We start from the raw sequence: 14,315 nt of genomic DNA, 5'->3' as shown, positions 1-14,315 counted from the left end.
GCGTGGTGGGTTGACCACCACGATTCATCGGGCCGTGGACGGGAAGGGGCGCCCGTTGGTCAACATCGTGACCGGCGGCCAACGCAACGACGGTGCGATGCTCGCCGAGGTCCTCGCCGACATCTACGTTCCACGCGTCGGTGCCGGTCGGCCGCGGACTCGTCCGGACGCGGTCCTGGCCGATAAGGCGTATGCGACCGGCGTCAATCGAGAGATGCTGCGCGAGAGGAGTATCCGGGCGGTGATCCCGGAGAAGTCCAGCCAGATCAACGCTCGTAAGAAGCGTGGCAGCAATGGTGGCCGACCACCGGCATTCGACGCTGAACTCTACAAGGACCGCAACGTCGTCGAACGATCCTTCTCCTGGTCCAAGCAATGGCGAGGACTGGCCACCCGCTACGACAAACTCGCCATCACCTACCGGGCCGGGGTGACTCTCAACGCCATCCTCAACTGGTTGCAACAGTTGGGAGACACGCCCTAGTCGCGGACAGTCGGGAACACCCCGATGTACTTACTGATAAGCAGCCCACGTAGAACAGCAACATCGGATGACCTTCGGCCAAAGCCTTGGCGCCCTACTCAATGGACCCTCCATGCCAGTGTGGCCCTGCATGTCCCACTTTGGGACACCCGCCGATGGTGATGTAGGACACACTGGAGTGGGTTCCGGCTCGACATGACGGAACGACGACGCGGAGGAGTGATGAATGTTCGTTCGTGACTGCGTCTCGTGATGACCGACCCCTCAGCGACCCGCTCGAACCACATGTCGAATCTGATCGCGCAGTCGTGGGAGCGCTCTCGGGAGGCGGGCGTTGTTCCCGACCGATCGAATCCGCCGCGACTCGAGTTCATCGAGGATCTCGATCTGAGGCGGCGGTTGGTCCAGTGCGCCTCCCCCGTCCTCGATCGCCTCCATGACGACTTGTCGGGTATGTCGCTCAGCGTTGCGCTGACCGACGAACACGCCCAGGTGATGCTTCGGCGCGACAACGACCCCGCCCTAGCCGCCAGGCTCGACCGCGTCTGCTTCGCACCCGGATTCAGCTATCCGGAGGAAGTGATCGGGACCAACGGGGTGGGTACCGCCCTGGAGGTGGGCGCAGCCGTCTATGTCGACGGACGTCAGCACTTCCATGAGGCGATCGTCGACTTCACATGCGCGGGCGCGCCCATCCACAACCCGATCACCGGGCGTGTGGAAGGACTCATCGACATCACCAGCCTGGCGAGTGAGGCCAACCCCCTAATGCGGCATCTCGCACTCGGGGCGGCGCGCGACATCGAGTCGGCCCTCCGGGCCACCGGGTCGGCCAAACAGCAGCTCGTACTGGGCGAGTTCTTGGCAACGTGTCGGCGTCGGCATGCAGCCGTCTACTCGCTCAGTTGCGGTGTCTTCATGTCCAACACGAGTGGATCGCGTCTTCTCGACCCCATTGACGAGGCCTTTCTCCGAGAGGAAGCACATACACTGCTTTCTCCGTCCCGCGTCACACACCTCACTCTCGATCTGCCTTCTGGTGCCACCATTGCCGTCAAACGCAAGATCGTCGAGGACGGGCCGGAAGTCGCAGGGGTAGTCCTCGAGGTGGAACATTCCGCGCGAGCGGTCCGGCACGTGGCGGTGGATCGGGGCATGCCGGCACTGCCTGGAGTCGTGGGCCACTCCGCGCAGTGGACGCGATGCAGTCGGGAACTGATGTCGTGCGCGGCCAATGACGCCAACGCGTTACTCCGGGGCGAGAGCGGCACCGGCAAGACGGCACTCGCCCGCGGCGCACACCTCCACCGGAACCCGCAGGCACCCGTCGCGACCGTCGACTGTGACGATCCCCAGGGTCTGGGTAGCCGGGCGGTCGATGCGGTGTCATCGTCGGCGACGACCATCATCTTCCGACACATCGACAGGCTCACTGCGGACGACGATGCCACGCTGGCCGACCTTGTATCGACCGATCAGCGTACGTATCCCGCCCGGTGGATCGTGGCTACTTCCTCGAGCAGCGGCGATCTGCTGACATCGATCCTGGCGCGTCAGTTCTCCACGACGATCGATCTTCCGGCGCTGCGCCATCACCCCGACGACATCCCCGAGATCGTGCGTATGCACATGAGACAGATTGCGCCGCAACGCGAGGACGACGTCACCGACGATGCCATGCGGATTCTGAAGAAGTATCACTGGCCCGGCAACACCGCCGAGCTGGTCGACGTCGTCAAAGACGGCCTCCGATCCACGCCGGCCGGACGAATCGGCGCGGCGGCTCTCCCCGCGGCACTCAGTTCGGCACCGCGACGAACCATGACTGCCATGGAGGGCGCCGAACGCGACGCTATTGTGGCAGCGCTACGCGAGTGTGCCGGAAATCGGGTGAAAGCAGCCAAGCTGCTGGGCATCTCGCGTTCCTCGCTGTATCGGAAAATGGATTCCTTTGGTATTCAGTTCTGACGATCCGACCTGAGCCGATGCCATCGGGACACGAGGTGTCCCAGGGTAGGACAGCCGAGGGTGTTGCCAGGCACCACACTGTGTTCGAGTGACAGACAACACAGGGTGTGCAGATCACTTCGGGACCAGCCACCACTTCGAGCGAAGGAATCGGGAATGACTCTGACCGACAATGCAATTGATACCAAACCCGCCGATTCGGTGACGAGGCTCGACGCACTCGTCATCGGCGCTGGCGTCAGCGGGATCTATCAGACCTACCAGCTCAAGCAGGCCGGACTCGATGTGCTGGCGTGTGATGACGCGGATGACGTTGGCGGCACCTGGTTTTGGAATCGGTATCCCGGAGCTCGCTTCGACTCCGAAGGCTACATCTACCAGTACATGTTCGACGAGGATCTCTACAAGGGTTGGGGCTGGAGCAAGAAGTTCCCCGATCAGAGCGAGATCGAGGAGTGGTTTCACTACGTCACCGATCGGCTGGGTGTTCGTGACGACATCCTCTTCTCCACGCGGATCGTGAGCGCGGAGTACGACGAGGGCGTCGGGCGCTGGACCGTGCGCACCAACAGCGGTCGGACCTTCGATACACAGTTCCTCGTGTCGTGTGCGGGCATGCTCTCGGCTCCGCTGACGAAGGTGTTCGAAGGACAGGAATCATTCCAGGGCAACATCTTCCACACGTCTCGATGGCCGAAGGACGGCGTCGAACTGGCGGGCAAGCGCGTTGCCGTGATCGGAACCGGGGCCACCGGCATCCAGGTGATCCAGACGATCGCGCCCGAGGTGGACCAGCTCAAGGTGTTCATTCGCACGCCACAGTTCACCTTGCCGATGAAGAACCCCATCTATACCGCCGAAGACGTGCAGGCCTACCACGACAAATTCGAGCAGCTGCGCGACACGGTCAAGACGACCGTTGTGGGATTCGAGTACGACTACACCACCAAGGAATGGGCCGACCGTTCCCCCGCGGAGCGTCAGCAGCTCCTCGAGGAGTGCTACGACGACGGCTCGTTGAAGTTGTGGATCGGCTCGTATCTCTCGATGTTCGTCGATCCCGACATCAACACCCAGATCTCCGACTTCGTGCGGGGCAGGATCGAAGCACGCCTGAAGGATCCCGAACTGATCTCACTTCTCGTACCGCAGCCAGGAGACTTCGGCTTCGGCACTCATCGAGTACCCCTTGAGAACGGATACTACGAGACCTTCCACCGCAGCAACGTCGAAGCAGTCGGCGTGCGGGAGAATCCGATCACGCGCATCGTCGAGAGCGGCATCGAGCTCGAGGATGGAACCGTACACGAGGTCGACATCATCATCATGGCCACCGGATTCGACGCGGGCAGCGGCGCTCTCACCCAACTCGATCCCACCGGCCGCGACGGGCGCTCACTCGCCGACGACTGGGGTCGAGAGATCCGCTCCACCATGGGCTTCATGATTCACGGCTACCCCAATCTCCTCACCACGGGCATCCCGCTGGCGCCCTCGGCGGCGTTGTGCAACATGCCCACCTGCCTGCAACAGCAAACCGAATGGATCACCGGCCTGATCACCCACATGCGCGACAATGGTCACCGTGTGGTGGAGCCCAGCGCGAGCGCCGAGGAAGCGTGGGTCCGCCATCACGACGAGGTCACCCAAGCGACCCTCATCGCCAAGACCAACTCGTGGTACAACGGCGCGAACGTCGACGGCAAGCCGCGCGGCCGGGTGCTCTCCTATTTGGGAGCGGCCGACTTCCGGCAGCGCGCGGACGAGAACGCCGAGCAAGGCTATCCCGGTTTCCAGTTCGCCTGATCCGTCTGTTCACCAGACCACCGCGCAAGGAGCTTGACATGGCCATTCACAATCCCTTTTACACCCCTGAGTTCCAGGGGGAGTACGAACTCATCAGCATCGGCGAGCTGCACCTCGAGGAAGGCGAGATCATTCCCGACTGCGAGCTCGCAGTGGCAACCTTCGGTGATCTCAACGCCGCCAAGGACAATGCCATCCTGATCCCGACCTGGTTCTCCGGCACGCACGTCACCTGGCGCGACGTCTACATCGGTCCGGATCACGCGCTGAATCCTGACAAGTACTTCATCATCGTCGTCAATCAGATCGGTAGCGGCCTCTCCACCTCCCCGCACAACGCCGACGGAGCCAACGCCGCCATCTCGATGTCGAAGTTCCCCAGGGTGCGCATCGGCGACAACGTGATTGCCCAGGAACGCCTGCTGCGCGAGCACTACGGAATCGAGACGCTGGCCCTGGTGGTCGGTGGCTCCATGGGCGCCCAGCAAACCTACGAGTGGGCCGTGCGTTTCCCGGACAAGGTACGCCGCGCCGCACCGATCGCCGGAACCGCCCAGAACACGCCCGACGACTACCTGATCGCCCAGGTCATCCGCGAGCAGCTCATGTCCGACCCCGGGTGGAGCAACGGCGAGTACTCCACCAACGCGGAGGTGCTCGACGGCCTCACCCGGATGTCGCACATCTGGGCCATCAAGGGCTTCTCGACGGAGTTCTGGAAGCAGGAGGTGTACCGGGCCCTCGAGTTCCAGAGCAAGGAACAGTTCCTCGCCGACTTCTTGGATCCGGTGTTCACCGCCATGGATCCCAATGACCTGCTCACCCAGTCGTGGGCATGGCAGCACGGAGACGTCGCACGTCACACCGGCGGTGATCTAGGTGCGGCGCTGGGCCGCATCACCGCGAAGACCTTCGTCATGCCGATCAACGAGGATCAACTGTTCCCGGTCCGCGACTGCGCCCCAGAGCAGGAGCTGATCCCCGGCAGCGAACTCCGCGTCATCGACGACGTTCTGGGACATCTCGGTCTCTTCGGTATTGCACCGACGTACATGCAGCAGGTGGATCAGCACCTCGGCGACCTCCTCGCGATCGAGGTGTAGTCGCCAAAATCCAACTCTCACTTCGGCACATCTGCCATCATCGAAGCACCCGGGCGCGACACCGATGCGGTACCTCGCACCCGGGTGCTTAGCCTTCACCGCACTGTCAACCCTGTGACCAGAGGATCTTTCCCGATGCCTGCCCTGATCGTCTCGTACGGACACCCCGCCGACCCCGCCGCCTTCGACACCTACTACACCACCACCCATCGCGAGCTCGCGGACCAGATTCCCGGTGTGACTCGCTGGCGCGCCGGACATTGCGCGTCACCCGATGGCTCCCGCCCCGAGCACCATCTGGTGGCCGTACTGGAGTTCGGCACCATGGAGGCGCTGCAGGCGGGTCTGGGATCACCGCAAGGTCAGGCTGCCGTGGCCGACATCCCGAACTTCGCCACCGGCGGAGCATCGACCACCGTGATCAGCGATCTACTCCAGTAGCCCACTCTGAAAGACGTTCTCGCCCGCGAGGATCCCTCGGGACTCCCGCGGGCGCTTAGCGTTCCGATCCGAGATCGAGACGACCTCTGCATGTCATCTCTGAGACCGAGGATTCCACGACTCCGACGGGAGCACCCCGACACGAAAGCCGGTCGACCTCCCACCGTGGGGTGAGAGGTCGACCGGTTCGACGCCTACGACTAACGCGCGGTGTATCCTCCATCGATGACCAGCTCGCTACCAGTGACCCAGCGCGCCTCGTCCGATCCGAGATACACTGCTCCCCAAGCAATGTCGTCGGGATATCCGGTCTTGAGCGGATGTGCGTCGTTCAGCGCCTGCGCGGCAGCGTCGAATTCCAGGCCGCTGTCGGCGACGTAGCGGTGCACCATCTCGGTCAGGATGAAGCCCGGATGGATGGAGTTGACCCGGATGTTGTCCGGCGCGTAGATGAGCGCATCGTTCTTGCTCATCAACCGAACCGCGCCTTTGGATGCGTGGTAGGGAGGAATGTCGCCGCCACCGACCAAACCGTAGATCGACGATACGTTGATGATGCTGCCTCCACCGGCTTTTCGCAGATGCGGCACCGCATGCTTGGTCACGAGGAACACCGAGGTGGCGTTGACGGACATGACCTTGTTCCACTCATCGAGACTCAACTCATCGGTGGGCTTATTTGGCCCTTCGATGCCGGCATTGTTGATGACCACATCGAGCGAGCCGAATGTGTCTGCCGTGAGCGCGAGTGCGTCGGCAACAGCCGACTCATCGGTGACATCGCATTCCACGGCCAGTGCAGTGGCACCGATGCTCGACGCGAGGGACCGCGGAGCCTGAAGGTCCACGAGCGCCACCGATGCCCCTTCGGCGGCATAGCGATACGCTATTGCAGATCCCAGACCGCCCCCGGCGCCGGTGATCACCGCCACCTTCCCAGTAAGTCGTGACACAGAAGTACTCCCCTTTCAAGAAAAGCAACAACATCCAGTCGATTGATCTGGACGACTCAGCCGACGGACATTCCACCATCGACAGAAATTGTCGATCCCGTGATGAATCGACTCTCATCGCCGGCGAGGAAGCGCATGAGCTCCGCGACTTCCCGTGGCTCGCCGTATCGGCCCATCGGAATCTGCGCTTCGAATGAGGACACGGCGGCCGCCGGATCGTCGGGAACCGCACCGAGCTCGATCGACCGCATCATCCGCGTGTTGATGGGAGACGGATGCACGGTGTTGATCCGCACTCCGTTGTCATCACATTCCAGAACCGCCGCCCGCATCATTCCGACGACCGCGTGCTTGGACGTCACATATGCTGAGAGACCGGCGAATCCCTGGAGTCCCGCGATGGACGAGGTGATCACGATGCTGCCGCCACCGGTCGCCGCGAGAGCCGGGATGCTGTGTTTGAGGGTGGAGAAGACGCCTCTGATGTTGACACTGATTACCCTGTCGAAGATCTCCATCGAATACTCGACGACCGGAGCGATCTGACCCTCGACTCCGGCGTTGGCAAACACCGAATCGATGTGGCCGTGAGATTCGACGGTGGACTCGATCAGACGCTTGACCTGCCCATCATCGGTGACGTCGGTGACCACATAGCTCGCCTTGTCGTGGGAGATCTGCCCGAGCACCTCGGTGAGGGCCGCCTCATCGCGATCAGCGAGCACGACCGACGCACCCGCTTCGAGGAGCGCCTCCGCGGTCGACTTCCCTATTCCTCCTGCACCCCCGGTGACGACAGCGACTCTTCCTTCGAGTGTGCTCATGACAGCATCTCCTTGCTGATCCGTGATTCCGACCATGCCGCCGCGCGCAGCATGATGTGCTGTACCGCGCTTTCAGGAAGCCTCACCGGCTCACCGCGCCTCGCAGGCGCCGATCGGATGACCTGGCGGGTGCACACTACCGAGCCGGATACTTCGCGTCTCACAACACCCCACGAGTGTGGTCGGCATCACGCCACCGTTCTGTCCCAGATTGGGACGATCATTGAGATGCTGCTGCGATCTGTCCCGGGGTGGCTGGCGGGTGCAGCGATGACGGCGCGTGCAGGTAGATTCCTGCATCCACGAGCCGCTGATGGAGTTCCAGTTGCGTGTGGATGAGGTCTGTCAGGATCGGCCGCGCGAGTTCCTCGCAGGTCACTGGTCCGTCGTCCCGCTATCTCGGGTGTCCACTTACACTGGGGAGGCTCAGACCTCGTCGGGCTCGAGTGTTGTCATCGGTCTAGTTGTTGATTGAGGCTGTCGAGTTCTGCTGTCAGGTAGTCGTTGAGCGAGTCGAAGCTCTCGGCGAGTCCTGCCCCCGAGGTAAAGACCGGTCCCGGTGCTGTTCTTGGGCTGCCGGCGACGATGCTGCTGCTGACCGCTCCATAGCCCTCTTCTGGTAACGCGATGGGGATCAGTGTTGTGTGGTCGGCAGGGAGCGGATGACGCACCGGCGCGTCTGCGGCATCCCAGAACGCCCAGTTGGCGTCACACAGTTCATCCCAGCTAGATCCGGACCCGACGAATTGTGGCCGGGTGAGGTAGTCATCGCTGCCGAGGAAGCTCTGCCAGCCGTTGTAGTGGTGCCAGCCATCGGTGATAGCTAGCAACTCGCGATGGAGGGGGTCAAGATACTTTCCGAGGTGCTGTTCGACGGTACTGATCTGTTCCTCGGTTGCCGGTGAGAACAGTGTTGGGTTCGGTGTCCACAGATCGGGATTCTCTGGGTGGGCGGCCACGTCACGGGCATGCAAGGCCGTCGCGGCTGCTGTGATTGCTTCGACAAGGGTTTGTAGCCCGCTCATGGTTGGTTTCCGTTTCCTCGTGCCGTCATGCGCCTGTCGGCATGCATCTGCCGTCCACCCAGGAGCCGCTGATGAACAGACGTGCACGGTAGCCGATCGGGTAGCCGGTGGCCTGTCCTCCGATCGACTGATTCACCGTTGGTGTCAGAGGCATCCAGTTCCCGGTGGTCGCCACTCCGGTCCACGCTGTGTCGGGGACGTGACCAACATCTTTGCCCTGGTAGCGATTGTATTCGGTGGGGTTGATACTGCGTAGGCTCTCACGGTAGTTCGATGCGGCCCTGCTTGCGGCGTTCCGTAGGGGTCTTGGTACCGGTGTGCGAGTCCAGTAGCCCTGCGCGGGAATCGTTTGGTTCACTCTGAGAACGTAGTCACGTACCTCTGACCGGTAGGTTTCGCCGGTGCCTCTCGGTGGGCATACAGCGACGACGCCTTCGCAGCGTGGTCCGATTGAGTTTTGCGAACACTCGGTTGTGGTGTCGGAGAATCGCTGTGAGAAGTTGCGGATCATGATCTCGCGCAGCGTGGGCAGGACCCGGGTGCAGCCCTGGGAGGCGATCTGGTCGGTGGAGGCGCCGAGCTGGTTCTGTTTGACCATGCCGTCGTCCCCGGACCACATTTGTTCCTTCAACGACTGGATCTCGGAGGGGCTCAACCCGAGTTCCATGATGCGGCATTTGGCGATCGCCGCATCGGTAGTCCGGGTTTTCAACGTTTGGTCGTCGACGGTGGGTCCACCGTTGTTTCCGGATCCGCAGCAGGCGTTGTGTTTGGCGGGGGCGAGGATGTCGCCGATCGTCGGCAATGATGTCCCGGGGCGGGTGAACGTCCCGATCAGGGTGGTTCCGGAGTTGGTGAGGGTGAACCCGGCTGACTCCCCTGTGTCGGTGTAGCCGAAGGTGTTGGTGAGCAACGCGACCCGCTGACCGGTGAGGGTTTCCAATGCCATGGCCGCCGAGGTCAGTCGATGCCACCGCGTCCCGAACGGGAGTGTCGCCGTGAACTCGAAACGGGTGGGCGCCCCCGCCTGAAGGCGCGTGACCTCGATGATCTGGGTCTGGCCCATCATCGCGACCCGCAACGCCGTCCGGGCAGTGTCGGCGGGCAGCCGCAGCACAATGTCTTGGCCAGCCAATGCGGTCGGAATATGGACGGTGCGTACCGCGGTCGGCGCGATCGACGGCGCCGGTGCCGGCCACTGCAGTGGTCGTCGCGGGGTTGCTGGCCGACGGTGGCGGGGTCGTCGAGCTACCCGGGACCGGGACGATCGGAGTGGTCCCGGGCTCGGGGATGTCGGTGGCACCGTGGGCGTTCATGTTCGGTCCACCAGCAGAACCAGGTGTGGTGGTCGTCGGCATCGACGGAGCTGTCACGGACGGCTGGGTGGTGGTCGGTGTTTGCGTGGCGGGGTCGTGGCATACGTACGGCGGTGTGGGTGCCGGAGCATCGGAGATCGTGGTGCCCGGATGGGTGGCGACCCAGCCTTGTTTCCAGGTTTGGTTGTAGGCGGCGGTTTCTCGGGCACACCGCTCTGCGGGGGTTTCCGCACCAGCGGGTGATGTCGACGCGGTCAGCGCAACAATCACCGCGATGACGGCCAGCACGAATACGCCAGTCACCAACTGGAGTGGTCGCCGACCTCGCGACGGGATGACAAGGGTAGAGGGCATCGAAACGTTGTCCTTACGCGCGGAAGGGCCGGATTGTGTCGGTGCCGTGGGTTAGTCTCGCCGCGCCACAGTTGCCACATCAGAAGGGCGAACTCGTCCAGGCGATCAACTCGCTGGCGAGCATCACGATGGCGCACCAGAGGCGGTTTTGATCGAAGTCGTGCAATGGCAAGTTGGTTGGTCCGCAGTCTGCGGCGGTGCGAATACGGTCTTCGCAGCGGGCCCGGCGGCGGTGCCGCAGTTCCCGGTCGGCGAGTTGACCGCGCACGGTGTTGGTGGCGAAGGTGTTCAACCGCAATCCATCTCGGTCGGTGAACCGCAACTGGGCGCCCGGATGTGGTTTCTTTTTGCGGACGTTCACCCGCATCGCCGACGGCCGGCCACTGGGGTCGAGTACGCCGGTGACCTCGGCCATCCACGCGCAGTCGCGGTGCACTCCGTCGGCGTCGTGGGCCGGTGTCTACGCCTGCGGTGACAGACGGTCGATGACCGTGGCGGCAGACTCGCTCAACCCGAATCCGACCGGAGTAGGCAAGGCGCAGCCTGTGCCGGTGGTTGAGGGACTCGTGGGTGCCGCCGGCTGAATCGGTGTGCACCAGCACCTTCTTGCCGACCCGGTAGCCCTGTACCTTCGGTATCTGCTCGAGTGCGTTGGTGGTGACGGTGATGTGATCGGCGGCGGTGTTCGCTCCGGCATTGCCGGCCCGCAACTCGATCGCCAGGGGTTCACCGGTACCGGTGGCACCGTGGTCGAGAAACGCACGCATCGGATGAAACCCGAAGCCACGCTTAGGCTAATGGTCCTTCCTTGAATATCAAGGTACCCCAGGTCACGTCGGCCGTTGACAGCTGAATCCGAGGTACCTCTGCTCGCCGCCATGGCTATCCATCGCTACAGAGATACCGCTCTGCTTCACTGAGGAGTGCACTAGGAGTTGTGCCGAGCGCTTCGGCAAGATCCCAGAGTCGATCGACTTGTGTTGATGCCTCGCCAGTTTCGATCCGGGCAATCGCCGGGCGACTCACGCCGCTGGCGTCGGCCAACGCCTGCTGGGTAAGCCCGGCACTGAGGCGTGCTCGTCGGACGGCTTCGCCAACAGCATCTCTGCGCAACCTTCTCACCCGCCTCTGCACAGCGGACAACGATGACTCAGGGACCGGCACGTCCCCATTGTCCCTGTGTCCGCAACCGATCCATTCAACCCACACGGGTTGTATCGCACGCGATACTAACACTTGGGTACCGTCTCCTGCGTGGACTGGATTGATCGCGGTTGTCCCGCAAGCCGATCAGGTGTGGAACCCATACATTGGATAGCCCTGAAGAAACGCATGAAGATGATCCCTGAAGGTGAGGTAGTGACAGCCCTGATGCGAGGCCATGCGTTCGGCGCCTACCTTTTGTCGGGGCCCCTGCGCACATCTAGGGCGGTCGGCGGCCGGATGATCGGCTTGCAACCCGTCCAGGCGATAAGCGGTGCGGCTGTGGGCAAGGTGATCGATATCGAGCCCCGCCTGGACGCGTGTTTCTCACGCGAGGGGACGGCGGTATCGGCCGCAACAGTCCAGTCAGGCGTCTTTGCGCACGCCACGCTCGACTCCTCTGGCGACGACATCCATGTTGCCGGTTTCACTGTGGGAATCGCCGGTGCCGACAGCATCGGAATCGGCCACCATGTCGTCAGGATGCGAGGAAACGTCGGGGCCACCCTCCGCCGCCTTCACGTCGTCGAGGCCCCAGATTCGTTCCTCCCTCCGCCTGGCGAGCTAGCTGGGTGGTCGGCCCCTCCCGGAATCCAGGGCGGTCTCTGGTAGTCCCTCACAACGGGATACACCCCGCAAGGCAGCCATGACCACTGAGAGAACGGACGGTTGTACCCAACAACCTAACCAGGCTAAGACTGGATCTCGTCATGGGTGCTCGATGGCCCCATGACGGGATCCCTCCCGCCTAACCGGCTCAGAACACGAACACATCGCCCGTGTGGCAGGCCAGCGCGCTGGATTTGTCAGACCTCACTGCTACAAATGGGCCCAGACGGAACGTGACCCTGCGATCAGAACGATGACACCGACCCAGATTCCGCACCGAAACAGCCAAGTCGGGGACTCCGCCCACGGATTCCCCGATCGCCGGCTTTGCGGACATCCGTAGATCAATGGAAGAAAAACGAAAGGTCAGGCGGCATTTTTGCAACCTGACCCTTGTCAGTGTTTTGAGCTGAACTGCTCGTGGTGGGCGAAGGGGGACTTGAACCCCCACGTCCCGAAGGACACTGGCACCTGAAGCCAGCGCGTCTGCCATTCCGCCACTCGCCCGTGACTTTCGTGATCGACGGCTTCGATCAGCGACTGGACGACGATAGCACGCAGACCCTGTCGAACCACAAATCGGCACGTCGGGACCCCGCGACGAGGTCGAACACCATCCGATCGAAGCATCGTGTCGATCAGAAGGTGGACGCGCGGCCGGTGTTCGTCCACCATCAAAGGAGGACTTCCGTGTTTCCGACATCGTGATGCCGGTGAGACGGTGGGTACTGCAGTTACTCGATGACACCCGTAACCGCGAGTATCGGTATCATCATCAGAGGCCATATGCACGGCGACACGCCAGAATGCCGCGAAGGGAGGTCGGTGGTGGGGATCTTGCAGAGGATCGAGCGCAAGCTCGAAGGCGCCGTCGACGACGGTTTCGCGAGGGTGTTCGGCGGCGAGGTGGCACCGCAGGAGATCGAGAACGGCCTCCAGCGTGAAGCCGAGGAGTCCCTCGAGAACCTCGGCGACGGTACAATCCTGGCCGCAAACAGCTACACGTTGCTGTTCAGCCCGACCGACCACGCACACATCGCGGCCGAGTACGAGTTGAACCGCAAGCGGTTCTCCAAGCACCTGGAGAACTTCATCCATGACAACGGGTGGCAGACGTACGGCCAGGTGGTCGTCGAGTTCGACCAGTCTGCGTCCTTACATACAGGTATGTTTCGTGCTCGTGGCGCGGTCAACCCGGATGCCGAGCCGCGGCCAGAACCCCGCGGGCAGGCAGCACGACCACAGGCACAACCGCGTCCCGATGGCGCGGCCCGAGAAGTAGGAGCCCCAGAAATGACCCAGAACCCCGGATACGACCAGCGCAGGGGCGCGGAGCCGGCGTACGACCAGGGTGGCTATGGCCAGCAGGGCTACGACTACCAACAGGGCTACGCACAACCCGCCCAGGAGCAGGCCGGCTACGGCCAGCAACCTGGCTACAGCAGCCAGCCGGGCGGATACGACCAGGCCGGGTACGCACAGCAGGGCTACGAACAGCAGCCGGGTTACGGCCAGCAGGGCTACGAGCAGGGTTATGCACAGCAGCCCGGCTACGGCCAGCAGGGCTACGAACAGGGTGGCCACGGCCAGGGCGGTTACGACTACCAGCAGGGCTACGGCCAGGATCAGGGCGGCTACGGCCAGCAGCCGGGTTACGGCCAGCAGGGCTACGAGCAGGGTTATGCACAGCAGCCCGGCTACGGCCAGCAGGGCGGATATGACCAGGGCTACGGACAGCAGCCGGGTTACGGTCAGCAGGGCGGCTACGGGTACGACCAGGGCTACGGACGCCCCGCCGCCGGCTACGCGCCGAGCGCGATCGTCCTGATGCTCGAGGACGGCAGCAACCGAACCTTCCAGCTGCGCGAGGGCTCCAACGTCGTCGGACGGGGCCAGGACGCGCAGTTCCGCCTCCCCGACACCGGCGTCTCCCGCCGGCACCTGGAGATCCGCTGGGACGGCAGCACCGCGATGCTCACCGACCTGAACTCCACCAACGGCACCACCGTCAACGACGTGCAGGTGAACAGCTGGGAGCTCGCCGACGGTGACCGCATCCGCGTCGGACACTCCGACATCACCGTCCGGTTCCAGTAGAACCGCGACAACACCCCCGGCGGCGGGCCGCATGCACCACCGTCGGTTCAACGTCGAGACGGAACTGACACCTCTGAATGACGGGTGTCCGCGATTCACCCCATAAGATCGCAGTCGGGTCCGTTCGCCCCG

11 protein-coding genes, 1 tRNA gene and 1 pseudogene are annotated in these 14,315 nt (G+C 63.1%); 6 read left to right on the top strand and 7 right to left on the bottom strand.

What is annotated here, in order from left to right; translation table 11 throughout:
• From ACWDUA_RS15640 to ACWDUA_RS15620, 5 genes are all read left to right on the top strand, one after another.
• The coding region (locus tag ACWDUA_RS15640; RefSeq protein ID WP_449751909.1) for an IS5 family transposase at positions 1–484 on the top strand (484 nt) is incomplete at its 5' end.
• Between the two features lie 285 nt (positions 485–769).
• Positions 770–2,452, top strand: a complete 1,683-nt coding sequence (locus ACWDUA_RS15635; RefSeq protein ID WP_449751908.1) for a sigma-54-dependent Fis family transcriptional regulator — start codon at positions 770–772, stop codon at positions 2,450–2,452.
• Positions 2,453–2,608: 156 nt separating this feature from the next.
• Positions 2,609–4,258 carry a flavin-containing monooxygenase gene (locus ACWDUA_RS15630; RefSeq protein WP_449751907.1) on the top strand — a complete coding sequence of 550 codons (1,650 nt, stop codon included), beginning with the start codon at positions 2,609–2,611 and terminating at the stop codon, positions 4,256–4,258.
• A 38-nt stretch (positions 4,259–4,296) separates the two neighbouring features.
• Positions 4,297–5,361 (top strand): alpha/beta fold hydrolase, encoded by a 1,065-nt coding sequence (locus tag ACWDUA_RS15625; RefSeq protein ID WP_449751906.1) that lies wholly within the window; start codon positions 4,297–4,299, stop codon positions 5,359–5,361.
• A gap of 135 nt (positions 5,362–5,496) precedes the next feature.
• Positions 5,497–5,802 (top strand): EthD family reductase, encoded by a 306-nt coding sequence (locus tag ACWDUA_RS15620; protein WP_449751905.1) that lies wholly within the window; start codon positions 5,497–5,499, stop codon positions 5,800–5,802.
• A gap of 200 nt (positions 5,803–6,002) precedes the next feature.
• On the opposite strand, the gene ACWDUA_RS15615 is transcribed toward ACWDUA_RS15620, so the two are convergent.
• From ACWDUA_RS15615 to ACWDUA_RS15585, 7 genes and pseudogenes are all read right to left on the bottom strand, one after another.
• Positions 6,003–6,755 (bottom strand): SDR family NAD(P)-dependent oxidoreductase, encoded by a 753-nt coding sequence (locus tag ACWDUA_RS15615; protein ID WP_449751904.1) that lies wholly within the window; start codon positions 6,753–6,755, stop codon positions 6,003–6,005.
• Positions 6,756–6,811: 56 nt separating this feature from the next.
• Positions 6,812–7,579, bottom strand: coding sequence for an SDR family NAD(P)-dependent oxidoreductase (locus ACWDUA_RS15610; protein ID WP_449751903.1), 768 nt, complete (start codon positions 7,577–7,579; stop codon positions 6,812–6,814).
• A 452-nt stretch (positions 7,580–8,031) separates the two neighbouring features.
• Positions 8,032–8,604 carry an SMI1/KNR4 family protein gene (locus tag ACWDUA_RS15605; protein ID WP_449751902.1) on the bottom strand — a complete coding sequence of 191 codons (573 nt, stop codon included), beginning with the start codon at positions 8,602–8,604 and terminating at the stop codon, positions 8,032–8,034.
• Positions 8,605–8,629: 25 nt separating this feature from the next.
• Positions 8,630–9,685: a hypothetical protein gene (locus ACWDUA_RS15600; protein ID WP_449751901.1), complete on the bottom strand. Its 1,056-nt coding sequence runs from the start codon at positions 9,683–9,685 to the stop codon at positions 8,630–8,632.
• Between the two features lie 683 nt (positions 9,686–10,368).
• A pseudogene (locus tag ACWDUA_RS15595) lies at positions 10,369–11,065 on the bottom strand (transposase); the annotation flags it as partial.
• A 91-nt stretch (positions 11,066–11,156) separates the two neighbouring features.
• Complete coding sequence (locus ACWDUA_RS15590) at positions 11,157–11,396, bottom strand: helix-turn-helix domain-containing protein (protein WP_449751916.1); 240 nt, start codon at positions 11,394–11,396, stop codon at positions 11,157–11,159.
• A gap of 1,111 nt (positions 11,397–12,507) precedes the next feature.
• A tRNA-Leu gene (locus tag ACWDUA_RS15585) sits at positions 12,508–12,593 on the bottom strand.
• Positions 12,594–12,914: 321 nt separating this feature from the next.
• Here ACWDUA_RS15585 and ACWDUA_RS15580 point away from each other — a divergent pair.
• Positions 12,915–14,183 (top strand): FhaA domain-containing protein, encoded by a 1,269-nt coding sequence (locus ACWDUA_RS15580; protein ID WP_449751900.1) that lies wholly within the window; start codon positions 12,915–12,917, stop codon positions 14,181–14,183.
• Positions 14,184–14,315 lie beyond the last annotated feature (132 nt).

This window comes from Gordonia sp. NPDC003376 (assembly GCF_053589235.1).
The sequence above is the reverse complement of the archived record's forward strand: the minus strand, read 5'-3'. Positions and strand labels throughout refer to the sequence as shown.